This window comes from Gordonia westfalica (genome assembly GCF_900105725.1).
In the GTDB taxonomy this organism is placed as follows: Bacteria; Actinomycetota; Actinomycetes; order Mycobacteriales; family Mycobacteriaceae; genus Gordonia; species Gordonia westfalica.
Genome location: NZ_FNLM01000034.1, coordinates 2,665,902 through 2,689,552 on the forward strand (window position 1 = coordinate 2,665,902; position 23,651 = coordinate 2,689,552).

The 23,651-nt window shown below is 66.6% G+C and carries 15 protein-coding genes and 1 pseudogene; 3 read left to right on the forward strand and 13 right to left on the reverse strand.

Translation table 11 applies throughout. The annotated features are described in order from the left end of the window. Positions 1–3: 3 nt before the first annotated feature. The 3 genes from BLU62_RS17555 (at position 4) to BLU62_RS17565 (ending at position 3,454) form a co-directional block, all read left to right on the forward strand. Positions 4–840, forward strand: a complete 837-nt coding sequence (locus BLU62_RS17555; protein ID WP_074851090.1) for an SDR family oxidoreductase — start codon at positions 4–6, stop codon at positions 838–840. A gap of 34 nt (positions 841–874) precedes the next feature. Next, positions 875–2,389, forward strand: a complete 1,515-nt coding sequence (locus BLU62_RS17560; RefSeq protein WP_074851091.1) for an acyl-CoA synthetase — start codon at positions 875–877, stop codon at positions 2,387–2,389. A gap of 66 nt (positions 2,390–2,455) precedes the next feature. Further along, the gene (locus BLU62_RS17565) at positions 2,456–3,454 is read left to right on the forward strand and encodes an alpha/beta fold hydrolase (RefSeq protein ID WP_074851092.1); all 999 of its coding nucleotides are present in this window, start codon (positions 2,456–2,458) and stop codon (positions 3,452–3,454) included. 65 nt (positions 3,455–3,519) lie between these two features. Here the strand turns inward: BLU62_RS17565 and BLU62_RS17570 are convergent. The 13 genes and pseudogenes from BLU62_RS17570 to BLU62_RS17630 form a co-directional block, all read right to left on the reverse strand. Then, a pseudogene (locus BLU62_RS17570) lies at positions 3,520–7,475 on the reverse strand (DNA-directed RNA polymerase subunit beta'). A gap of 69 nt (positions 7,476–7,544) precedes the next feature. Further along, entirely contained in the window at positions 7,545–11,033 is a 3,489-nt protein-coding gene (rpoB, locus tag BLU62_RS17575) for a DNA-directed RNA polymerase subunit beta (RefSeq protein ID WP_074852976.1), read from the reverse strand. 335 nt (positions 11,034–11,368) lie between these two features. Further along, positions 11,369–12,409 (reverse strand): hypothetical protein, encoded by a 1,041-nt coding sequence (locus tag BLU62_RS17580; protein WP_099047866.1) that lies wholly within the window; start codon positions 12,407–12,409, stop codon positions 11,369–11,371. Next, positions 12,409–13,077, reverse strand: a complete 669-nt coding sequence (locus BLU62_RS17585; RefSeq protein ID WP_099047867.1) for a hypothetical protein — start codon at positions 13,075–13,077, stop codon at positions 12,409–12,411. The genes BLU62_RS17580 and BLU62_RS17585 overlap by 1 nt, the downstream gene beginning before the upstream one ends. A 93-nt stretch (positions 13,078–13,170) precedes the next feature. Continuing rightward, a complete protein-coding gene (locus BLU62_RS17590; protein ID WP_074851094.1) occupies positions 13,171–14,412 on the reverse strand; it encodes an MCE family protein in 1,242 nt (413 codons plus the stop codon). Then, positions 14,409–15,734, reverse strand: a complete 1,326-nt coding sequence (locus BLU62_RS17595; protein WP_074851095.1) for an MCE family protein — start codon at positions 15,732–15,734, stop codon at positions 14,409–14,411. Before BLU62_RS17595 ends, BLU62_RS17590 begins: the two co-directional genes overlap by 4 nt. After that, a complete protein-coding gene (locus tag BLU62_RS17600) occupies positions 15,734–17,101 on the reverse strand; it encodes an MCE family protein (RefSeq protein ID WP_074851096.1) in 1,368 nt (455 codons plus the stop codon). The genes BLU62_RS17595 and BLU62_RS17600 overlap by 1 nt, the downstream gene beginning before the upstream one ends. Continuing rightward, positions 17,101–18,192, reverse strand: coding sequence for an MCE family protein (locus tag BLU62_RS17605; RefSeq protein WP_074852978.1), 1,092 nt, complete (start codon positions 18,190–18,192; stop codon positions 17,101–17,103). The genes BLU62_RS17600 and BLU62_RS17605 overlap by 1 nt, the downstream gene beginning before the upstream one ends. Before the next feature lie 5 nt (positions 18,193–18,197). After that, positions 18,198–19,280 (reverse strand): MCE family protein, encoded by a 1,083-nt coding sequence (locus tag BLU62_RS17610; protein WP_074851097.1) that lies wholly within the window; start codon positions 19,278–19,280, stop codon positions 18,198–18,200. Continuing rightward, a complete protein-coding gene (locus tag BLU62_RS17615) occupies positions 19,277–20,608 on the reverse strand; it encodes an MCE family protein (RefSeq protein ID WP_074851098.1) in 1,332 nt (443 codons plus the stop codon). The genes BLU62_RS17610 and BLU62_RS17615 overlap by 4 nt, the downstream gene beginning before the upstream one ends. Before the next feature lie 3 nt (positions 20,609–20,611). Continuing rightward, positions 20,612–21,493, reverse strand: coding sequence for an MlaE family ABC transporter permease (locus BLU62_RS17620; RefSeq protein WP_074851099.1), 882 nt, complete (start codon positions 21,491–21,493; stop codon positions 20,612–20,614). Between the two features lies 1 nt (position 21,494). Further along, positions 21,495–22,301, reverse strand: coding sequence for an MlaE family ABC transporter permease (locus BLU62_RS17625; protein ID WP_074851100.1), 807 nt, complete (start codon positions 22,299–22,301; stop codon positions 21,495–21,497). Positions 22,302–22,303: 2 nt separating this feature from the next. Next, on the reverse strand, positions 22,304–23,536 hold the full coding sequence (locus BLU62_RS17630; protein ID WP_074851101.1) for an ABC transporter ATP-binding protein: 1,233 nt from the start codon (positions 23,534–23,536) through the stop codon (positions 22,304–22,306). Between the last annotated feature and the right edge of the window lie 115 nt (positions 23,537–23,651).

Sequence of the window (23,651 nt, forward strand, 5' to 3'; positions counted from 1 at the left end):
CACATGTCCGAGTACCTGAAGGACAAAGTCATCGTCATCACCGGCGCCGGAAGCGGTTTCGGCAAACTGATCGCCGAGAAGACCGCCGCGGCCGGCGCGCACGTCGTCGGTGTCGACGTCAACGCCGAGAACGTCCACGCCGTCGTCGACGGCATCCGCGGCACCGGCGGTTCGGCTCTCGCCCAGGTCGCCGACGTCACCGACATGGAGCAGGTGACCGCGGCGGCGACGGCAGCCGTCGACCGCTTCGGCTCGATCGACGTCCTGGTCAACAACGCCGGCGTCATGCCGCTGGCCTACTTCGCCGATCACGAACGTGCATGGCAGAAGTGGCATGCCGCCATCGACATCAACATCAAGGGCGTGGTCAACGGCATCTCCGCCGTCTACGACCAGATGATCGCGCAGGGCCGCGGACAGGTCGTCAACATCTCGTCGATCTACGGCAACGCCGGCATCGAGGGGTCCGGCGTCTACAGCGCGACGAAGGCGGCGGTCACCACCATCTCCGACTCGCTGCGGATCGAGGCCAAGGGCAAGATCAAGGTCACCACGGTCAAACCGACCGGGATCACCGGCACAAACCTCGCCAGCTGGATCGTCAACGACACCGCCATCATGGGGCTCGTCGGCCAGCGCGCCGCCTCGTACGGTGAGCACGTCACCGCCCTGATGAACGACGACCTGCCCGCCGAACTCACCGACGTCGACTCGATCAAGTACTGGCTGATCAAGCCCGACGACCTCGCCGACGCCGTCGTCCACGTCATCGACCAGCCCTGGGGCATCAGCCTTTCCGATGTCACGGTGCGTGCCAGCGGCGAGGACTACCTGTACTGACCCACGGTCCCGACACGGTCAGGAGGCCGACGCCATGTACCCAGGAGCCCATCTCACCAGCCGACCCCACGACCCCGCGGTCATCATGGCCGAGGGCGGCGAGACCGTCACGTTCGCACAGCTGGAGTCCCGGTCCATCCAGATGGCCCGGGCTCTGGCCGACTGCGGCCTTCAACCCGGCGACCATCTCGCAGTACTCGCCACGAACACCGCCCGGGTCTTCGACATCTACTGGGCGGCAATGCGTTCCGGCCTGTACCTGACCATGGTGAACTGGCACCTCACCGCCGGCGAGAGCGCCCACATCGTGTCCGACTGCGGCGCAACCGCACTCATCGTCGACGCCGCTCTCGCCGACATCGGCACCGAGCTCATCCCCCTCACCCCGAACGTGACGACGCGGTTCGCGTACTCCGGGCACATCGACGGTCACGACGAACTGGATGCTGTTGCGGCGCGGCAACCGACCGAGCCGCCCGGAGATCAACCGCGTGGCGCGGACATGCTGTATTCCTCCGGCACCACCGGGCGCCCCAAGGGCATCAAACCCCAACTGCCGGGCCGTCAGATCCACGAGCCGGGCGACACGATGACCGCGATGAACCAGTCGGTGTGGGGCGTCGGACCCGACACGGTCTATCTGTCCCCCGCGCCGCTGTATCACGCAGCACCCCTCCGTACGTGCGCGTCGGTCCAGGCCCTCGGCGGCACCGTGGTGGTGATGGAACGATTCGACGCGGAACGAGCACTGGCGCTCATCGAGAAGTACCGCGTCACCTACAGCCAGTGGGTGCCGACGATGTTCGTCCGCATGCTGCGCCTCCCCGAGGAGGTGCGCGCCCGGTACGACACCTCGAGTATGAGAGTCGCGGTGCACGCCGCGGCCCCGTGCCCGGTCGACGTCAAACGGGCCATGATCGACTGGTGGGGGCCCATCCTCTCCGAGTACTACTCGTCCACCGAGCTCAACGGTCTCACCATCGTCGACACCCAGGAGTGGCTCGAACACCCGGGAACAGTGGGGCGGGCCGCTCTGGGCACCATCCGCGTCTGCGACGAGTCGGGCGCCGAGACGCCGCCCGGAACGATCGGCACCATCTACTTCGAGCGGGACCGGTTGCCTTTCGAGTATCACAACGACCCGGAGAAGACCAGTGCCGCGCAGCACCCCGATCACCCGACGTGGACCACGACGGGAGACGTCGGCTACGTCGACGAGGAGGGGCGCCTCTTTCTCACCGATCGGGACTCGTTCCTGATCATCTCGGGCGGGGTGAACATCTACCCCCGCGAGATCGAGGATGCGCTCCTCGCGCATCCGTCGGTGCTCGACGCGGCAGTCGTCGGACTGCCCGACGCCGACCTCGGGGAGAGGGTCGCCGCGATCGTCCAACCGGTCGACGGAGCGAGCGGCGACCACGACCTCGCCGAAGCGCTGCTGGAGCACTTGCGTCCGCGGATCGCGAGGTTCAAGTTGCCGCGCGAGGTGATCTTCCGGGACACGCTGCCGCGCACGCCGACCGGGAAACTGGTGAAGCGCAACCTCTGACCCGGATCGTCCGGGACTCGTCGGCGAACCTCCGTCCCCGGCGTCCGGCCGACCTAGACTGGGCGGATGTCGGGCAGATCGTTCCACTGGCCGTGGATCGCGGCACTCGCCGCCTTCGTCATGTTCGTGGTGGTGCCGCCGCCGGCCGTACTGGCCGCGCCGGCCGCCCCTGCGCCGGTGGTCGTGTCGTCGTCCGTCATCGCCACCGAATGTGCGGGCAAACCTGTACAGGTCGCGGCCCGCTGGTATTTCCCACCAGGTCGGCCTACGGCACTCGTCTGGCTCCAGCACGGCTTCTCCCGGACGGCGGCCAACCTCGACTCCTTGGCCCGCTCATACGCGAGCGCCGGTTTCCTCGTCGTGAGCCCGACGCTGGACTCGGTGAACCTCGGCGGGTGCGCCGTCGCGTTCAACATCGCCGACAACGCGGCGTTCGCCCGGACCGTCGGCGGGGTGTTCGGGTCGGGCCGCGACGCCGCCGGCCCGCTCGGGACCAGTCTCGTCCGAGCACGGGACGCCGCCCACCGTCCCGACGTGACGATGCCGTACCGCATGGTCTTCGCGGGGCATTCGGCCGGCGGCGAATTCGTGGTGGTCGCGGCCGACGCGCTCCGGCGCGCCGACCCGGCCGCCTACCGGCGCCTGGCCGGGATCATGCTGTTCGATCCCGTCAACTCTTTCTTCGGCACCCACTTCGCTTCCGCCGCAGCATCTCTCGGTGCCGCCCGGCTCCCGATCCGGGTGCTGGCGTCGCAGCCGTCGGTGTCGAACACCTTCGAGTCCGGCGTGTCCGTCCTCCAGCGGACCACGCGGCAGGAGTTCCTCGGCTCGCGACTGGTCACCGGCATCCACATCGACGCCGAAGGCGATTCGACCGACCTCATCGGTGAAGTGTCCGAACTCGCCGTGCCGCGACCCCGCAACGGCCGGGTCATCCGCGCACTGGCGACCGGGTGGTCGTCGGACATGGTGGCCGACTCCGTGACCCCGACCTACTACCCCGGCGGCCGCTACTACGACCTGTTGCTCACCACACGCACCGTCACCACCCTTCCCGTGCACTGAGTCTCCCGGAACAGCGAAAAGCCCTCGCACTCAACGAGTGCGAGGGCCTTTCAGCTCAGTACGGCTTACCGGTATTCGTTGGAGAAACCGTAGTCGTCCAGCGGCACCGCAGCGCCGGCCGGAGCACCGAAGGTGCCGTCCGGGCTGTAGTAGGTGTCGTCGTACGACGGCACCGCGTAGGCCGCGGCACGCGCCTCTTCGGTCGGCTGAACCTGGATGTTGCGGTAACGGTTGATACCGGTACCGGCCGGGATCAGCTTACCGATGATCACGTTCTCCTTCAGACCGATCAGCTTGTCGCTGCGGCTGTTGATCGCCGCGTCGGTCAGGACACGAGTGGTCTCCTGGAACGACGCCGCCGACAGCCACGACTCGGTCGCGAGCGAGGCCTTGGTGATACCCATGAGCACCGGACGTCCGGCTGCGGGCTCGCCACCCTCGGTGACCACCTGACGGTTGGCCGCCTCGAACTCGGAACGCTCGACGAGCGAACCGGGCAGGAACTCGGTCGCACCGTGATCGATGATCGTCACGCGACGCAGCATCTGACGAACGATCGTCTCGATGTGCTTGTCGTGGATCGACACACCCTGGCTTCGGTAGACCTCCTGGACCTCGTTGACCAGGTGGATCTGCACCTGACGGGGACCCATGACACGCAGGACCTCGTGCGGGTTGGCCGAGCCCTCCATGAGCTGCTGGCCGACCTCGACGTGGTCACCGTCGGCGAGGAGCCGCTCGGAACCGTCGTCGTGCTTGAACACGCGCAGACGCTGACGCTTCGAGATCTTGTCGATGACGACCTCTTCGGAACCGTCGTCCGGGATGATCGTGATCTTGTAGAAGCGGTCGTCGTCCTCGAGACGAATCCGGCCGGAGACCTCCGCGATCGGCGCGACGCCCTTGGGCACGCGGGCCTCGAAGAGCTCCTGGACACGCGGCAGACCACCGGTGATGTCGTCACCGACGCCACCCTGGTGGAACGTACGCATCGTCAGCTGGGTACCGGGCTCACCGATCGACTGGGCCGCGATGATACCGACGGCCTCACCGATGTCGACGAGCTTGCCGGTGGCCATCGAACGGCCGTAGCAGTGCGCACACACACCGGTGCCGGTGGCACAGGTGAGGACCGACCGGACCTTGACCTGGGCGATGCCGGCAGCGAGGAGAGCCTCGATGGCCGGGTCGCCGAGATCGTGGCCACGCTCGACGACGACGTTGCCGTCGGCGTCGACCGCATCGGCGGCCAGGGTGCGTGCGTATGCCGAGGTCTCGACATGCGCGTCGCGGATGATCGAGCCGTCGGGCTGCTTCTCACCCAGCGGCACGTTGATGCCGCGCTCGGTGCCACAGTCGGTCTCGCGAACGATGACGTCCTGCGACACGTCGACCAGACGACGGGTCAGGTAACCCGAGTCGGCGGTACGGAGAGCCGTGTCCGCCAGACCCTTACGGGCACCGTGCGTGTTGATGAAGTACTCGGCGACGGTCAGGCCCTCGCGGAACGAGGACTTGATCGGGCGCGGGATGAACTCACCCTTCGGGTTGGTCACCAGACCCTTCATGCCCGACAGGTTACGAACCTGCGTCAGGTTACCGGTGGCACCCGACTTCGGGATCATGATGATCGGGTTGTCTTCGGGGTAGAAGTCCTCCATGGCCTTACCGACTTCTTCGGTGGCCTGCTTCCAGATCTCCACCAGTGCGTCGCGACGCTCGTCCGGCGTGAGGGCACCGCGCTGGAACTTGCGCTCCAGGCCGTCGGCACGCTCCTCGTAACGGTCGAGGATCTCCGCCTTCTGCGGCGGCACGAGCACGTCGGCCATCGAGACGGTGACGCCCGAACGGGTGGCCCAGTAGAAGCCGACGTCCTTCAGCTTGTCGACGGTCTGGGCGACCACGATCATCGGGTAGCGCTCGGCGAGATCGTTGATGATCGCGGCCTGACGCTTCTTCGGCATCTGCTCGTCGACGAACGCGTACTCGATCGGGAGCAGCTCGTTGAAGAGCACGCGACCCAGCGTCGTGACGGTCGACCACGGCTGACCGAAACGCCATCCCTCGGGGAACAGCTCGGCCTCGAGTTCGGCGGGCGGACGCTGATCGGTCAGGCGCACCTTGATGCGCGACTGCACGGTGAGCTGTCCGCGGTCGACGGCCATGATGGCCTCGGCCGGGCTCGAGTAGACGCCACGCTCGACGTCGTCGGCGGTGGCCGGGGTGTACTCCCCTGCCGCACCCTCCTTGAGGGTGGTCAGGAAGTACAGACCGGTCACCATGTCCAGACGCGGCATGGCGAGCGGGCGGCCCGACGCCGGCGACAGGATGTTGTTCGACGACAGCATCAGGATGCGGGCCTCGGCCTGCGCCTCGGCGGACAGCGGCAGGTGGACTGCCATCTGGTCACCGTCGAAGTCGGCGTTGAAGGCTTCACACACCAGCGGGTGCAGCTGGATGGCCTTGCCCTCCACCAGCTGCGGCTCGAAGGCCTGGATACCGAGGCGGTGCAGCGTCGGCGCACGGTTCAGCAGAACCGGGTGCTCGGCGATGACCTCTTCGAGGACGTCCCACACCGCGGGGCGCTGACGCTCGACCATGCGCTTGGCCGACTTGATGTTCTGGGCCTGGTTCAGGTCGACCAGACGCTTCATCACGAACGGCTTGAACAGCTCGAGAGCCATCAGCTTCGGCAGACCACACTGGTGCAGCTTCAGCTGCGGGCCGACGACGATGACCGAACGGCCCGAGTAGTCGACGCGCTTACCGAGCAGGTTCTGACGGAAACGACCCTGCTTGCCCTTGAGCAGATCGCTCAGGGACTTCAGCGGGCGGTTGCCCGGTCCGGTGACCGGACGGCCGCGACGACCGTTGTCGAACAGGGCGTCGACCGACTCCTGCAGCATCCGCTTCTCGTTGTTCACGATGATCTCGGGGCACCGAGGTCGATCAGACGCTTGAGGCGGTTGTTGCGGTTGATGACGCGGCGGTACAGGTCGTTCAGGTCGGAGGTCGCGAAGCGGCCACCGTCGAGCTGAACCATCGGGCGCAGCTCCGGCGGGATCACCGGAACGGCGTCGAGGACCATGCCCAGCGGCGAGTTGCCCGACTGCTGGAACGCGGCGACGACCTTGAGACGCTTGAGGGCACGCAGCTTCTTCTGGCCCTTGCCGCTGCGAATGGTCTCGCGCAGCGACTCGGCCTCGGCGTCGATGTCGAAGGTCTCGAGGAGCTTCTTGATCGCCTCGGCACCCATCGAACCCTGGAAGTACTCGCCGTAGCGCTCTTCGAGCTGGCGGTACAGCTTCTCGTCGATGATGAGGTCGCCCGGGGAGAGCTTGACGAACTTGTCCCAGATCTCCTCGAGGCCGTCGAGCTCACGCTGAGCGGAGTCGCGCATACGACGCATCTCGCGCTCGGCGCCGTCGCGCACCTTGCGGCGCACGTCGGCCTTGGCACCCTCGGCCTCGAGCTCGGCGAGATCCTGCTCGAGCTTCTGCTGACGCTCGTTCAGGTCGGCGTCGCGCTGATCGGCGACGGCCTTCTTCTCGACCTCCATCTCGGCCTCGAGGGTCGAGAGCTCGTTGTGACGCAGTTCGTCGTCGACCGCGGTGATCACATAGGCGGCGAAGTAGATGATCTTCTCGAGATCCTTCGGCGCCAGGTCGAGCAGGTAGCCCAGCCGGCTCGGCACACCCTTGAAGTACCAGATGTGCGTGACCGGTGCGGCCAGCTCGATGTGGCCCATGCGCTCACGGCGCACCTTGGCCTTGGTCACCTCGACGCCGCAGCGCTCACAGATGATGCCCTTGAAGCGGACGCGCTTGTACTTACCGCAGTAGCACTCCCAGTCGCGGGTGGGTCCGAAGATCTTCTCGCAGAACAAGCCGTCCTTCTCGGGCTTGAGCGTGCGGTAGTTGATCGTCTCCGGCTTCTTGACCTCACCGTATGACCAGTTGTGGATGTCGTCGGCCGTGGCCAGGCCGATCTTCAGTTCGTCGAAAAAGTTGACGTCGAGCACTCTGTGCCTTCCTGAGCGAGCTCTGTCTTCGTCTGTGGGGGGCACACGGGGGGCGCAGCCCCCGTGCGGTCAGTTGGCGAGGTCGTCGACGGTTGCCGACTCGTTGCGCGACAGGTTGATTCCGAGGTTGGCAGCGGCGCGCTCCAGGTCCTCGTCGTCGGTGTCGTGCATCTCGATGGCGGCACCGTCGGAGCTGAGGACCTCGACGTTCAGGCAGAGCGACTGAAGTTCCTTCAGAAGCACCTTGAACGATTCGGGGATACCCGGCTCCGGGATGTTCTCGCCCTTGACGATCGCCTCGTAGACCTTCACGCGGCCCACCACGTCGTCCGACTTGATGGTGAGCAGCTCCTGCAGGGTGTAGGCGGCACCGTAGGCCTGCATCGCCCAGCACTCCATCTCACCGAAGCGCTGACCACCGAACTGCGCCTTACCACCGAGCGGCTGCTGGGTGATCATCGAGTACGGACCGGTCGAACGAGCGTGGATCTTGTCGTCGACCAGGTGGTGCAGCTTGATGATGTACATGTAGCCGACCGACACGGGGTACGGGAACGGCTCGCCGGAGCGACCGTCGAACAGCATCGCCTTGCCGTCGCCGTTGACCATCACCTCGCCGTCGCGGTTGGGCAGCGTCGAGGACAGCAGTCCGGTCAGCTCCTCCTCGCGCGCGCCGTCGAACACCGGGGTCGCGGTGTTGGTGTCGGGCTCCGCCGAGTACATGTCCTCGGGGAGGTTCGACGCCCACTCCGGAACGCCCTCGGCCACGTTGATGTTCCAGCCGGCCTTGGCGATCCACCCGAGGTGGGTCTCCAGGATCTGGCCGATGTTCATACGACGCGGCACACCGTGGGTGTTCAGGATGATGTCGACGGGGGTGCCGTCGGGCAGGAACGGCATGTCCTCCTGAGGAAGGATCTTGCCGATGACGCCCTTGTTGCCGTGACGACCGGCGAGCTTGTCGCCGTCCTGGATCTTGCGCTTCTGGGCCACGTACACACGGACCAGCTCGTTGACGCCGGGCGCGAGATCGTCGTCGTCGTCGCGGCTGAACACGCGCACGCCGATGACCTTGCCGGTCTCGCCGTGGGGCACCTTCAGCGAGGTGTCGCGGACCTCACGGGCCTTCTCACCGAAGATGGCACGCAGCAGACGCTCTTCCGGGGTCAGCTCGGTCTCGCCCTTCGGGGTGACCTTGCCGACCAGGATGTCGCCGTCGCGGACCTCGGCACCGATGCGCACGATGCCGCGCTCGTCGAGGTCGGCGAGGACCTCGTCGGAGACGTTCGGGATGTCCCGGGTGATCTCCTCGGCACCGAGCTTGGTGTCGCGGGCGTCGATCTCGTGCTCTTCGATGTGGATCGAGGTGAGCACGTCCTCTTCGACGAGGCGCTGCGACAGGATGATCGCGTCCTCGTAGTTGTGACCCTCCCACGGCATGATCGCCACGAGCAGGTTCTTGCCGAGCGCCATCTCACCGTTCTCGGTGCAGGGGCCGTCGGCGAGGACCTGGCCGGCCTCCACACGCTGACCCTCGTCCACGATCGGACGCTGGTTGGCGCAGGTGCCGTGGTTCGAACGCGCGAACTTGCGCATCCGGTAGGTGTCGCGGGTGCCGTCGTCGGACATGACGGTGATGTAGTCGGCCGAGACCTCTTCCACCACGCCGGTCTTGCCCGAGACGATGACGTCACCGGCGTCGACGGCGGCACGGAGCTCCATGCCGGTACCGACCAGCGGCGACTCGTTGCGCACCAGCGGCACGGCCTGACGCTGCATGTTGGCACCCATCAGGGCGCGGTTCGCGTCGTCGTGCTCGAGGAACGGGATCATCGCGGTCGCGACCGACACCATCTGACGCGGCGAGACGTCGAGGTACTCGACGGCGTCGGCGCCGACGAACTCCACCTCGGAGCCCTTCTTGCGCACCAGCACACGCTCGTCGGTGATGCGGCCGCTGCCGTCGAAGTTGGTGTTGGCCTGACCGATGAGGAAGCGATCCTCCTCGTCGGCGGTCATGTACTCGATCTCGTCGGTGACGACACCCTCGACGACCTTGCGGTACGGGGTCTCGATGAAGCCGAACGGGTTGACCCGCGCGTACACCGAGAGCGAACCGATCAGACCGATGTTCGGACCCTCAGGGGTCTCGATCGGGCACATACGGCCGTAGTGCGACGGGTGGACGTCGCGCACCTCGAGGCCGGCACGCTCACGGCTCAGACCGCCGGGGCCCAGCGCCGACAGACGACGCTTGTGGGTCAGACCCGACAGCGGGTTGTTCTGGTCCATGAACTGCGACAGCTGGCTGGTTCCGAAGAATTCCTTGATCGCCGCCACGACGGGACGGATGTTGATCAGGGTCTGCGGGGTGATCGCCTCGACGTCCTGGGTGGTCATGCGCTCACGCACGACACGCTCCATACGCGAGAGGCCCACGCGGATCTGGTTCTGGATCAGCTCGCCGACGGTACGCAGGCGACGGTTGCCGAAGTGGTCGATGTCGTCGACCTCGACGGGCACCTCGACGCCACCGGGCACGGTCATGTAGGTGACGGTGTGCGGGTCGGCCTCGTGCAGACGCACCAGGTACTCGACGGTCGCGATGATGTCCTCGCGGGTCAGGGTCGACTCGCCGGTCATCGGGTTGCCGGTCAGGCCCAGCTTCTTGTTGACCTTGTAACGGCCCACGCGAGCGAGGTCGTAACGCTTGTCCTTGAAGAACAGGTTCTCCAGGAGGTTCTCCGCGGACTCCTTGGTCGGCGGCTCACCCGGACGCAGCTTGCGGTAGACCTCGAGCAGCGCCTCGTCCTGGTTGGCGGTGTTGTCCTTCTCCAGGGTCGACATCATGATCTCGGAGAAGCCGAAGCGCTCGGCGATCTCCTCGGTCGTGAAACCGAGGGCCTTGAGCAGCACGGTGACCGGCTGACGACGCTTGCGGTCGATGCGCACGCCCACGGTGTCGCGCTTGTCGACGTCGAACTCCAGCCACGCACCGCGACCCGGGATCACCTTGACGGTGTGCAGGGTCTTCTCGGTGGCCTTGTCGATCGCGGCGTCGAAGTACACGCCGGGGCTACGGACCAGCTGGCTCACCACGACACGCTCGGTGCCGTTGATGATGAAGCTGCCCTTGTCGGTCATGATCGGGAAGTCGCCCATGAAGACGGTCTGCGACTTGATCTCACCGGTGTTGTTGTTGATGAACTCCGCGGTGACGAACAGAGGCGCCGCGTAGGTCATGTCCTTGTCCTTGCACTCCTCGACGGAGGCCTTGACCTCGTCGAAGTGCGGCTCGGAGAACGACAGGGACATCGATCCGGAGAAGTCCTCGATCGGGGACAGCTCGTGGAGGATGTCCTCCAGGCCGCCGGTCGGGTTCTCGTCTCCGCGGGCGATCGCCTTGGCGCGCCACTCCGGTGACCCGACGAGCCATTCGAAGGAATCGAGTTGGAGGTCGAGGAGGCCTGGGACCTCCAGCGGCTCGCTGATCTTTGCAAATGACGCGCGATGCGGCGCGCCGGGGATTGTTGAGGTGGACTGGCGGTTGACTGCCAAGATGCGTCCTTCCAACACGACGTTATTCACAACCTAGATGTGCGGTGGCTTGATGGGCCGTTCGCTGGTGACACCCTGAGATCGGCGATCACCGCAGCACACACAACTAAGAGTGGCCGTAGAAGGATCGGTAGATGGACAGGAGGCAGCCAGCGCAACGTCCAACTGTAGCAGAAAGTAGACGTACTTTGTCAAGCCCGTCTAGAAGCGATTTCGCACGGGTGGCTGCCTGCACGTCGATCGCTGGTCACAGACTGGCCCGACAACGCCCAAACGTCAAGCGGTACGCGCCAATTTCGCGAAGTTGTCCTCGGACTCACCCGCCAGACCCGGCGTCAGAAGGGTTCGACGCCCTGGATGCGCCAGGTGTCGCCCTCTTTGACCATGGCGAACTGCGCGCGCGGCGCACCGCTGTTGGTGGCCATGCTGTTCTGCGTCTCGCTGATGATCAGGTTCGCGATCACGGTCGCCTTCGCCCCGTCACCGCCGCCGGTGAGGTCCTTCACCCCGATGGTGTCGACCCGGCACTCGGCGCCCGTCTTGGTCTGCGTGATCAGGTCTTTCTGCGCCTTGAAGGTCTTGTCGAACTCCTCGCGCGCCTGCCCGGTCAGCGCATCCTGCGCGCGTTTCTGCCAGGCGTCGAGCTCGGTGTGCTCGTAACCGAACACCGCACAGATCCGCTCCTGTGCCTGCCCGGTCAGCTGCGACGTGGCCTCCTGCTCGACGAAGGCCTTGTTCGGGCCCACGTCCGCACCCGGGTGGAACGCGAGGACCACGGCGACGATGCCCAGCACCACCGCGACCGCGGCGAGGACGGCCGCCAGCGGGGTCGCGACCTTCTTGCCGCCACCGCTCCCCCGGCGTCCGGGGCGGCGGCCCAGCGGGCGGTTCGACGAGGTCTCGGCGTCCGCAGCCGTGCCGGCCGCGCTGGGACGCAGGGTCGAGACCCGGGAGACGGGCCTGGTCTTCGGCTTGGTGAGGTCCGGCTTCGCGGGGCTCTCGGTGGCGGCGTCGGTTCTCGTGGTGTCGTCGCCGGGCCCTTCGAGGCTCGTCGCTTTCGCTCCTCGCACCTCAGGGGACGAGGGGGTCGTCGACCTCGACTCGCTACGCTCGCTCGGCCCGGCGGCTTTCGCTCCTCGCACCTCAGGGGACGACGGGGTCGTCGACCTCGACTCGCTACGCTCGCTCGGCCCGGCGGCTTTCGCTCCTCGCACCTCAGGGGACGAGGGGGCCGTCGTCTCATCGGACTTCGACTGGGGCACAACAGGATCGGTGGTCGCCTGGTCGGTGTCCGGACGCGCGGCACCGCGGGTGTGGCCGGCGACCTTCGGTGTCGGACGACGTTTGCCGGCGGGCTTCTTCGGGTTCTGGGCCATCAGTTGCCCCCTCCCGGAGCCGGTGCGGGCGCCTGGCCATTACCTGCCTGGCCCCCGTCGGAGTACGCGATGCCCTCCAGGCCGAGGAGGTTCTCGGCCTTCCAGGTGTCGCCGTCCTTAACCATGCTGACGTCGAAGCCGCGTGTCTCGTCGACGCCGGGCTGACCCGGACGTTCGAGAGTGGTGATGACGTAGACGAGGACCTTGGCCTTCTCCTCGTCGGCGTTGACCTCGCTCGGTGCGCTGCGCACCAGTCGCGCGCTCAGCTTCGCGGTGCCGGGGCCGGCCTGCGAGAGCATGTCGAGAACGCTGCCGTCCTTGCCGCCGAGGACCTCCTCCTTGGCCTTGCCGGTCAGGGACGCCTCGGCGCGCTTCTTGAAACCGTCGAGATCGGCGGGGTCGATGGTGGTGACGTTCAGGACGGTCTGTTCGGCCGCCTGGGTGGCCTCGTCCCGCGTCTGCTGCGCCGGGTACTGGTCGGCGTAGACGTCGTAGGCACGCACTCCGAACACGACCACGCACACCGTCGCCGCGATCACCGCGACGATCGCCAGCGCGAGCGGCACGACACCGGTGATCCGCGTCGACGCGGGTCGGGTACCGGTGCTCTTCTCGGTCGGACCGTGATCCGGATCTGGATAGCCTGAGGGTTCGGTGGTGCCAGTCATAGCAGAAGACACTGTATAGATCGCTCCTGAGCGCAGGCCAAGGCGCAGCGTCCGCCGGGAGGCGGGGCCGGGGCCTTGAACGGCCCGCGTCGTCTACTTGGGCCGCACGCCGAGCAGCGCTGCGAGCTGCCGGGCGAGCGGGTTTAGGTTCAGCTTGTCGGGGTCCTTCTTCGGCGTGGAGTCCCACGGCTGGGGATACGCGGGGTTCGCGTACTGCGCGCGCTCGGCGCCACGCACCGAGGTGGGATTGCCGAACGGCACGGTGCACTTGGCGTCGGTGTTGAACGGGAACTCGTCGTAGTGCTTGTCGAAGTCCGGGTTCTTCCGCCGCATCTCCGCCATCAGCGCCTCGGTGCTGCCGTAGCCCCGCGTACACGCCGCCGGGTTGTTGGTCTCGAGCACGACGCCGAAGTGGATCTGGCCGTCGCCGGGTGCCGGCGAATGGCTGCCGGCCGACAGCGCGGACAGCATCGCGAAGGTCGTTGAGGTGTTGTAGGTGGCCGGTTCGATGGTGCGGGCCACCTCGGAGAGGTCCTTCACGACCTTGGAGATGTCGTTGCCGTTCTTCTGGATGAGCTCGGAGATCTCCGTCGCCGACAGCGTGCCGGTGGTCAGCAGACGCCGCAGATCCGGGTCCGATGACGCGAGGGTCGCGGTGACCAGGTCGAGGTTCCGCGACCACGTGAGGATCGCGTCGGACTGGTCGGCCTGTGTCGCGAGGACGACGTTCGAGTCCTGGATGAGGGACACGACCTGGCTCAGGTTGTCGACGCCGGCGCGCGACAGCTTGCCCAGCGAGTCGACGAGGCGGGTCAGGTTCTCGCTCTGACCGTTGAACGCCTTGCCGAGTTCGGTGATCACGGTGTGCAGGTCGTCGACCGGGATCGACGAGGTGAAGTCGATCGCCGACTTCACGACGTCCTCGAGCGGCTCGGGCAGCTTGTACTTCGTGATGACGTCGCCGCCCTTGAGGTACGGACCCGACGACGTCGTCGGCTGCAGGTCGACGTACTGCTCACCGATCGCCGAGCGCGACGCGACGACCGCGGTCGCCGACGCCGGGATGTCCGGACCGCCCGAGTCGATGTCGAGGGCGACGTCGACGCCGGTCTTGGTCAGCGTCAGTCCACCGACACGTCCGACCGGGACACCCTGGTAGGTGACCTCGGCGTTGGTGAAGATGCCGCCGGAGTCGGGCAGCTGCGCGGTGACGGTGTACATGCCGACACCGGCCAGCTTGTCCAGCCGCGCATACTTCGCACCGACGTAGACCAGAGCCACCAGACCGACCACGACGAACACGATCAGCTGGATCTTGACGAACTTGCCGATCATCGTCCTGCTCCTGTCGGTCCCGGCGACTCGGGTGCCAGCCCCATGGCCGCGAGCGGACCGTCGAGAATGCCCTGTCCGGGCGTCGCTGGTGCGGGCATCGGGCCGGCGCCGTCGGTCGACCGCGAGAACGATGCCGGGTAGCGACCGCCGGACGGCGGCGTATTCGGTCCCGGGCGCGAGTTCGGGGCGGGCGGCAGCAGGGTGATCGTCGGCCAGCCGTAGCGCGGTCCGTTACCGCCGTAGTACGGGTTCCGCGGGTCGACGGGCACGTTCACCCGGGCCGGCGGCGAGTACTTCGGTGTTCCCTGCCCCACGCCGAGAGCCTCGATCTGGTTGAGGATGCGCAGGTCCAGCGTCATGAAGAGGTTGGTCGCGTCGCCCTTCACACCGGGCAGCAGCCAGTCCGGGAACGGATGGGTCAGCATCAGCGGTGCGGCGGTGATCAGGTCCGGGGCGGCCGCGGCGAGCTGGGTGAGCACCGGGCGCAGCGCCTTCAGGTCGTTGATCAGGGCCTTGCGCGACTTGCCGAGCACGTCGGTGCCGACCTGACCGAGCTGGTCGAGCTTGGTCAGCAGTTCGACGAACTGCGGGCGCTGTTCCTCGAGCACCTCGATGCCCTCCGGCAGCTGCTTGAGGATGCGGTCGATCTGCGCGGTCTGCTTCTCGGTACGCGCCGACAGCTCGGCGAGACCGTCGATGGCGCCGATGATGTCGTCACGCTGGCGGTTGAGACCGGCGATCAGCTTCTCGGACTGATCGATGAGGTCGCGGACCTTGTCGGTCCGGCCGTCGAGCGTCTTGTTCAGCTCGGTGACGATCGGCTGGATCTGGTTGATGCCGCCGCCGGTGAGTAGTAGCGCCAGCGCGCCGAGGACCTGCTCGATGTCGGTGGCGGTGCGCGTCCGCGACGTCGGGATCGGCTCCGCCGGGTTCTGGCGCGGCGCGTCGGCGCTGCCGTCGGGTTCGCTCAGCGCGACGAACTTCTCACCGAGCAGCGAGGTCTGCTGGACGCTCGCCTCGGACTCGTCGGACAGGTCGACGTCGTTCTTCACCTCGACCGTGACCTGTGCGAACCACTGATCATTCGGCACCTCGACCTTGGTCACGCGGCCGACGGGGATGCCGTCACGCTTGACCATCGACTGGGGCACCAGGTCGAGCACGTCGTCGAACTGGATCTTGTAGGTGCGCGGGTCACCGCCGGTGTCGACGCCGCCGGGCAGCGGCAGCGACTGGATGCCGTTGGACATACAGCCCGACACGAGCACCGTCAGCGACAGGACCGCACCGGCCAGTGCCACACGCATGGAACGCGGGTTCATCAGTTGCCTCCCCGGGGTCGCGGGGTGGTCGACTTGGTGGTCGACGACGATGCGGGTGCACGTGCGGCCGGCGGCGCGGGTGCCCGCGAGGACGACGGGGTGCCGAGCTCGGGATCGGGGTTACCCGGGACCGTGCCGGGGACCGGCGCCCGCTGCAGCTTGTTGTTGCTCATGATGCCGAAGGGCAGCACCGGAAGCAGCGGCTCGAGCACGCCGTCGGTGATCTGCTTGCCCAGGGCCTCACACTGGCTGATCAGCGGTCGGAGCGTGTTGCTGAACTGCGTGGCCTGCGGGTTGCCCGGGAGCAGCTGACCGAGATCGAGCAGTCGGCACTGGGCGCCGATCAGGTCCTGCAGATCCGGGATCGTCAGACGCATCGCCAGGGTTCCCGACTCCGCGTCGTAGGCGTTGATCAGGTTGCTGATGGTGACCGGCAGAACGGTGAGGACCTCTTTGAGGTTGGTCTTCTGGTCGAGCAGCGCCTGCGTGGTCGGCTGGAGATCCCTGACGGTCTCGCCGATCTGCTCGCGGTTCTCGTCGAGGAAGCGTGCCACGTCGCCGAGGGCGATCGACAGCTTGTTCAGCGCCGACGCGAGCTGGTCGCGTTCGCCGGCCAGGAACTGGTTGAACGAGGCCATCTGCGTGTTGAACTGCCGCACCTGGGCGTCGTTCTCGCGCAGCGCGCCGACGAAGGTGTTGAGGTTCTTGACCGTGTCGAAGAGGTTGCCGCGCGAGTCGCTGAGGGTCGTGGTCGCCTTCGACAGGTTCTCGATGGCGGCGCCGAGCTTCTCGCCGTTGCCCTCGAGGTTCGCGGCGCCGGTCGCGACGAGTTCGCTCACCGCGCCCTGACGTCCGGTGCCATCCTGCTTGTTGGCACCGTCGGGACCGAGCGCGTCGGACAGTTCCTTGACGCTGCGGTAGAGCTCGTCGACCTCCACCGGGACCATCGTCTGGTTCACGTCGAGGGTGATGTCACGCGAGGCCTTCGGCCCACCGGAGTAGGCCGGGGTCAGCTGCACGTAGCGGTCGGCGACCACCGACGGGATCACCTGCACGGCGCGGACGTCCTGGGGCAGGGTGATGCCGCGGTCGACGGTCATCGTCACCTTCACGGTGTCGCCCTGCGGCGTCACCGAGTCGACCTTGCCCACGGCCACGCCGAGGATGCGCACGTCGGAACCGGAGTAGATGCCGACGGAACGCTTGAACGTCGCGGTGATCTTGGTGGTCCCGATCGACGAGAACACCCACCACAGCGCACCGGCGACGACCAGCGCGATGATCAGGCCGAGGACGAGCGCCACGATGTGGCGGGGTGTGAACCACCGGCCGGGGCCGGAGGTCTGTGTCAGGTCTGGCGCGGTCATCAGCCTGCCTCCGTTCCGCCGTTGTTCTGGTCCAGCGTCTTGTTCGGCGGACGCGTCGTGTTCTGCTGCGGCAGCGCCGGCGGCAGCAGGTTCACCACGGACGACTCGAACCAGCGACCGTTGCCGAGCACGTTGGCGTAGAGCCGATAGAACGGCGCCATGTACTTGATCGAGTCGCGGATGTTCTGGTTCTGGCGCTGCAACAGCTCGTTGACGCCCTTCAGCGCGTCGAGCGCCGGTCCGATCTGTTCCTCGTTGTCACGCACGATGCCGGTGAGCGAGTCGCCGAGGCTCGTCGTGCTGGCCAGCAGCGCGGAGATGGCCTGCTGCCGGTTGTTCAGCTCGTCGAGCAGCTGTCCCGCACCGGCGATCAGGCGCACGAACTCCTCGTTGCGATCGGCCAGGAGCCTCGAGGTGTCCTTGGTCGCGGCGAGGAGCTTCTGCACCTCCTGGTCGCGGCTGGCGATCGTGTTCGACAGCCGGGCCAGGCCGTCGAGGGCCGGGCCGGTGGTGCCGGCGGTGCCCGAGAAGGCGTCGGACAGCACGCGCATCGACTCGGCCAGCTGATCGTTGTCGAAGTCCTCGATCTGATTCGTCGCGGCCGAGAACGCCTCGATGACGTCGTAGGGCGCGACCGTGTCGGTCAGCGGGACGTCGGGATCGGCGGGTTCGCTGCCGCGCGGGTTCAGCGACAGGAACTTCTGGCCCAGGATCGTCTTGATCTGGATCGAGGCCTGCGTCTGGTTGCCGATCCAGGTGTTCTCCACCTTGAAGGTGACGTCGACGCGGTCGCCGTTGAGCTTCACGTCGTCGACCTCGCCGACCTTCACGCCGGCGACACGCACCTCGTTACCGGGCTTCAGCCCGGCGGCCTCACTGAACTTCGCGGTGTAGCGGGCGCCCGCGCCCAGCAGCGGGACGTCGGTCAGGTAGAACGCGCTGAGTCCGAGCATCATCAGGACCAGGATGCCGATGGCACCGATGCTCACCGGGCTGCGTCGCCCACCGAAACGGCGATGGGGGTGCTGCGCCTTCGCCGGCTTCTGCCCGGCGTCGTTCGTGTTGTCGGCGTTCGTGTTGTCGTCTGCCATCGTGGTCACCCCCCTGGCTTCTCGTCGGCCCAGCAGCGGGTTGCCGCGCTGGTGTAGAGCACGTGATTGATGTCGGGCAGCGGGACCACCGGCTGGGTCAGCAGCGGCGACTTGCCGTTGCCGGCCACCACGTCGATGCCGCACAGATAGAACTGGAACCAGGAGCCGAAGGTCGCGGCCCGGCCGATCTTCTGCGCCTTGATCGGCAGGTTGGTCAGCGTCTCCTCGATGTCCGCGTCACGCTTGTTGATCTGGTCGGCGAGCGACTTCAGACCGGCGATGTCGCCCTGGATGGACGGCCGCGTCGCGCCGAGGATGTTCGCGGTGACCGAGGTCAGGCCGGACACCGAGGTGATCGCCGATCCCACCGAACCGCGCTGCCCCGCAAGGCCGGTCACGAGCTTCTCGGTGTTGTCGAGGAGGCTGGTGAACTGCTCGTCGTTGCGGTTGACGGTGTCGAGGACCTTGGTGAGGTTCCCGATCAGTTCACCGATGACCTTGTCCTTGTCCGCGATCGCGTTCGTCAGGTCCGCGGTGTCGCTGACCAGGCGCGTGATCGAGCCGCCCTGCCCGTCGAAGATCGCGATGATCTGCTCGGTCAGCTTGTTGACGTCCTCGGCCGACAGCTGCTGGAACAGCGGGCGGAACCCGTTGAACAGTTCGGTGAGGTTCACCGGCGGATGCGTGTCGGTGCTGCCGGGTTCCAGACCGAAGGTGTGTCCCTGCGGCACGGTCTGCGACGGGTCACCCGCTCCCCGCTCGAGGCCGAGGTATCGCAGCCCGGTGAGATTCCGGTAGCGGATGTAGAGCTGGGTTCCGTCCGGCAACCGGTCGCGGTCGACGTTGAACGAGACCATCGCCCGGTTGCGGTCGTAGACCTCGACCTTCTTCACCTGTCCCACCCGGACGCCCGCGATGCGGACGTCGTCTCCGGCGTTCAGCAGCGTGGCGTCGGAGAAGACGGCCTTGAACTCGGCACCGCCGTCACCACCGGCGTTCGCGATGGTGAGCGCGAGCAGGCTGGTGGTGACCACGGTGACCACCGCGAAGATGATCAGCTTGACCAGGGGCGCGACGATCGACCTCATTTGATGTCGACCTTCGCTCCCTGGAGGGCGCCGCCGGCGATCATGGTGACCCAGGTCGGCACCGACTCCGGCGACTCACCGGTGGTCGCGCCGTAGATGACCTGCAGCTGCTTGCGGTAGTCCGGGTCGTCGAACGGGTTGGGCTTCACCGTTCCCGCGGGGATGCCGCTGAACTGCGGCTGCGGGAGTTGCTTGACGGTCCGCGGACCCGCGTTGCGTGACGGCGGCTGGTAGCTGCCGTCGGCGAGGCCGCCACCCGGGTACTGCGGGAACGGGCGACCGTTTTTGGCGGGCTCGTAGCACACGGCGGGCGGGTCGAGATCCATGAAACGGGGTTCGTCCTGGTTCGGTAGGTAACGGCCACGGGGGTTGACGAACTGCAGGTTCACGCGCACACCGGGGTTCTTGGTGCCCTCGCCCACGATGTTGCGTGACTCGGGGATCAGACCCGCGAAGTTGCGGAACGTGCAGACGAACGTCGGGGACTGCTTGGCCAGCCCGACGAGCAGTTGCTCGGAGTCGACGAACAGGTCGATCAGGTCGGTGCGGTTCTGGCGCAGCCATCCGGTGAGGTCGTCGGACGCCACACCGAGGGTCGCAATCAGTGTCCGCAGATCGCTCTGCCGTTCGACGATGGTGTTCGACGTGGTGCGGAACGAGTCCAGCGCATCGACGACGTCGGGCAGTGCCTGCGAGTAGGTCCGTGAGAAGGACGCCAGGCCCTCGAGTGTGCCCTCGAGATCGGGCAGGTTCCGGTTGACCGCGACGAAGATCTGGTCGAGCTCCTCGAGCGTCGTGCCGAGCTGCTCACCGCGTCCCGACAACGCCTTCGACAGCGAGGTGAGTGTCGCGTTGAGGTCCTGCGGCGGGATGGCCTCGAGTACCGGCAGGAGCTTGTCGAACAACTGCTGGACCTCGAGGGCGTTGCCGCTCTGATCGGTCTCGATCGTCGCGCCGTTGGTCAGGGTCGGACCGTTGTTGTCCTCGGGGACCTGCAGCGCGACGTACCGCTCGCCGAAGAGGGTCTTGGGCAGGATGCGCGCGGTCGTCTTGTCCGACAGTTCCTTCGCCTTGGTCGGGTCGAGGCCGAGGATCACCTCGACCGACCCGTCGGGCGCGGGCTTGACCTCGCGGACCTCGCCGACGACCATGCCGCGCGCCTTCACGTCGGCGTTCGCGGGCAGCGCGTTGCCGGTGGAGTCGGTCAGCAGGGTGACGTCGGTGAAGTCTTGGAAGGTCTTGTTGAACTTGGTGATGGTCGCGGTGAGGAACAGCGCGACCACGAGAAAGAAGACCAAGCCGAGCAGCCGTCGGCGCAGGACCGGCATCCGCTAACCCCCCACTCGCACGGTCGTCGTGGTGCCCCAGATCGCGAGTCCCAGGAAGAAGTCGAGGATCGCGATGAGGACCAACGCCGCTCGGACCGCGTGACCCACGGCCACGCCCACACCTGCGGGGCCACCGGATGCGTAGTAGCCGTAGTAGCAGTGCACCAGGATGATCACGAAGGCGAAGACCAGCACCTTGCCGAACGACCAGAGCACGTCGGCCGGTGGCAGGAACAGGTTGAAGTAGTGGTCGTATGAACCGCCCGACTGCCCGTTGAAGACCGTCGTCACCACACGTGACGCGAGGTACGCCGAGAGCAGGCCGAGGACGTACAGCGGGATGACGGCGATGAAGCCGGCGATCACGCGGGTCGACACCAGGAACGGGATCGACGGCACGGCCATCGTCTCGAGGGCGTCGATCTCCTCCGAGATCCGCATGGCACCGAGCTGTGCGGTGAAACCACAGCCGACGGTCGCGGACAGGGCGAGGCCCGCGACGAGGGGCGCGACCTCACGGGTGTTGACGTAGGCCGACAGGAAGCCGGTCAGCGCCTGGGACCCGATCTGGTCGAGTGCGGCGTAACCCTGGAGGCCGACGACGACGCCGGTGAAGCCCGACATCAGGACCATCACGCCGATGGTTCCGCCGATGACCGCGAGTCCGCCCGAACCGAAGGCGACCTCGGCGAGCAGGCGCAGGACCTCACGGGTGTAGTGCACCAGCGTCTTCGGCATCCACGCGAGCGTGCGGCCGTAGAATGACATCTGCTCACCGGCACCGTCGAGCACCTTGAGCGGTTTGCCCAGCTGTTTGCGGGCCTCGTACATGTAGTACTCGGGCCTGCTCTTGGCGATCGTCACGCCGCCGCCACCTTCGGTCACGCTAGCTCCCCTTCGGTGGGACGATCTGCAGGTAGACCGCCGTGATGATCAGGTTGGCGAGGAACAGCAGCAGGAATGTGATGACGACGCTCTGGTTGACGGCGTCACCCACACCCTTCGGGCCACCCTTGGGGTTGAGGCCCTTGTAAGCGGCGACGACACCGGCGAGCACACCGAAGATGGCTGCCTTCAGGGTCGACACGTACAGGTCGGGCAGCTGGGCGAGCGCACCGAACGACGCCAGGTAGGCGCCCGGGGTGCCGCCCTGCACCACCACGTTGAAGAAGTAACCACCACCGATGCCGATCACGGCGACCAGGCCGTTGAGCAGCATCGCGACCAGGACCATGGCCAGCACGCGTGGGACCACCAGGCGCTGAATGGGGTTGATGCCCAGCACCTCCATGGCGTCGATCTCCTCGCGGATGGTGCGCGAACCGAGGTCGGCGGCAACCGCCGACCCGGCCGCACCCGCGATGAGGAGCGAGGTCACGAGCGGTGATCCCTGCTGGATGACCACCAGCACGCTGGCCGCACCGGTGTACGACTCGGCGCCGAGCTGTTTGATCAGCGAGCCCGTCTGCAACGAGACGATCGCGCCGAACGGGATCGCGATCAGAGCAGTGGGCAGGATCGTCACACTGGCGATGAACCACGCCTGCTGGATGAACTCCCGCCACTGGAACGGGCGCACAAAGGTCTGGCGTGCAACATCGACGAAGAGCTGAACAATGTTGCCGGTCTGGGCTAGAGCGCCTGTTCCGGCTTGCGCGATTCGGTCGACGCCACGCGTGGTGGCACTGGTCATTCCTAGGTGGTCCGCCCTTCGTTCCCGTCAGCAGCACGATGACTGGGCTTGGTCAGTGCGTCGCCGCCACCGGGCGTCTGCCACTGTTCGGTCGGCGCATCGCTGCCGCCGTAGTCGATGACGTCGGTCTTGGCGTCGGCCACCGCGACGTTGCCTGCGGGCGCGCTGGTCCACTCGTCGGAACCGGAACCGGAGTTGTGCCGGCCTCCGGCCATGTCCGCCGCGTGGGCGCGACTCTCCTCGCGGATCTGGTCTTCCTGCTCCTGGCTGCGGCGGATCGCCTCCTGCGCATTCGCCGGGAGGTCCGGCAGCATCGCGTGGACGCGCTCGCGGTGACGGGCGATCGCCTTGCGCTCGGGCATACCGGGATTCGGCTGCACCTGCGGGATGATCTCGGTGAAGTCCTCCTTGGTACCACCACCGGAGATACCCGCGGCCTGCATGGCCTCTTCCTGCTTCTGGACGGCCTCGTCCTTCTCCTCCGACATACCGATCGGACCGAACCGGTCACCGGAGAGGAACTGCTTGACCACCGGCTGCTCCGAGGTGAGCAACTGCTCACGCGGACCGAACATCACCAACTCCTTGCGGAACAACATGCCGATGTTGTCCGGGATCGTCCGCGCGATGTTGATGTTGTGCGTCACGATCAGGATCGTCGCGTCGATCTGCGCGTTGATGTCGATCAACAACTGCGAGATGTAAGCGGTACGCACCGGATCCAGACCCGAGTCCGGCTCGTCGCACAGGATGATCTGCGGGTCCAGCACCAGCGCACGCGCCAGCCCGGCACGCTTGCGCATACCGCCGGAGATCTCACCGGGAAGCTTGTCCTCGGCACCGGTCAGACCGACCAGGTCGATCTTCTCCATCACGATGTCGCGGACCTCGTTCTCCTTCTTCTTCGTGTGCTCACGAAGCGGGAACGCGATGTTGTCGAACAGGCTCATCGAGCCGAACAGGGCGCCGTCCTGAAACAGCACACCGAACAGCTTGCGGATCTCGTACAGCTCCTTGGCCGAACACTGCGTGATGTCGGTGCCATCGATGATCACCGAACCCTGCTCGGGATGCAGCAGACCGATCAAGGTCTTCAGGAACACCGACTTACCGGTACCCGACGGACCGAGCAGCGCGGAGACTTCCCCCTCCGGGAGGGTCAGAGTGACATCACGCCAAATGTTCTGAGAACCGAACGACTTGGTGAGCCCCTCGACACTGACCTCTACACCCACAACTTCCTCCAGACGATCGCTGCCCCCTAAGGCGGCCACGGTGTGACCGCACACCCACCGGTGGCATTTGTGGTTGGGGTCACTGTAACCGACCAGAGACCACCAACCATGCGAC

Coding starts and splice junctions, on each gene's coding strand:
- BLU62_RS17590 (WP_074851094.1), bottom strand. CDS start 14,412: ATGATCGGCAAGTTCGTCAAGATCCAGCTGATCGTGTTCGTCGTGGTC.
- BLU62_RS17565 (WP_074851092.1), top strand. CDS start 2,456: ATGTCGGGCAGATCGTTCCACTGGCCGTGGATCGCGGCACTCGCCGCC.
- BLU62_RS17615 (WP_074851098.1), bottom strand. CDS start 20,608: ATGCCGGTCCTGCGCCGACGGCTGCTCGGCTTGGTCTTCTTTCTCGTG.
- BLU62_RS17580 (WP_099047866.1), bottom strand. CDS start 12,409: ATGGCCCAGAACCCGAAGAAGCCCGCCGGCAAACGTCGTCCGACACCG.
- BLU62_RS17560 (WP_074851091.1), top strand. CDS start 875: ATGTACCCAGGAGCCCATCTCACCAGCCGACCCCACGACCCCGCGGTC.
- BLU62_RS17625 (WP_074851100.1), bottom strand. CDS start 22,301: ATGACCAGTGCCACCACGCGTGGCGTCGACCGAATCGCGCAAGCCGGA.
- BLU62_RS17585 (WP_099047867.1), bottom strand. CDS start 13,077: ATGACTGGCACCACCGAACCCTCAGGCTATCCAGATCCGGATCACGGT.
- BLU62_RS17600 (WP_074851096.1), bottom strand. CDS start 17,101: ATGACCGCGCCAGACCTGACACAGACCTCCGGCCCCGGCCGGTGGTTC.
- BLU62_RS17595 (WP_074851095.1), bottom strand. CDS start 15,734: ATGAACCCGCGTTCCATGCGTGTGGCACTGGCCGGTGCGGTCCTGTCG.
- BLU62_RS17605 (WP_074852978.1), bottom strand. CDS start 18,192: ATGGCAGACGACAACACGAACGCCGACAACACGAACGACGCCGGGCAG.
- BLU62_RS17610 (WP_074851097.1), bottom strand. CDS start 19,280: ATGAGGTCGATCGTCGCGCCCCTGGTCAAGCTGATCATCTTCGCGGTG.
- BLU62_RS17555 (WP_074851090.1), top strand. CDS start 4: ATGTCCGAGTACCTGAAGGACAAAGTCATCGTCATCACCGGCGCCGGA.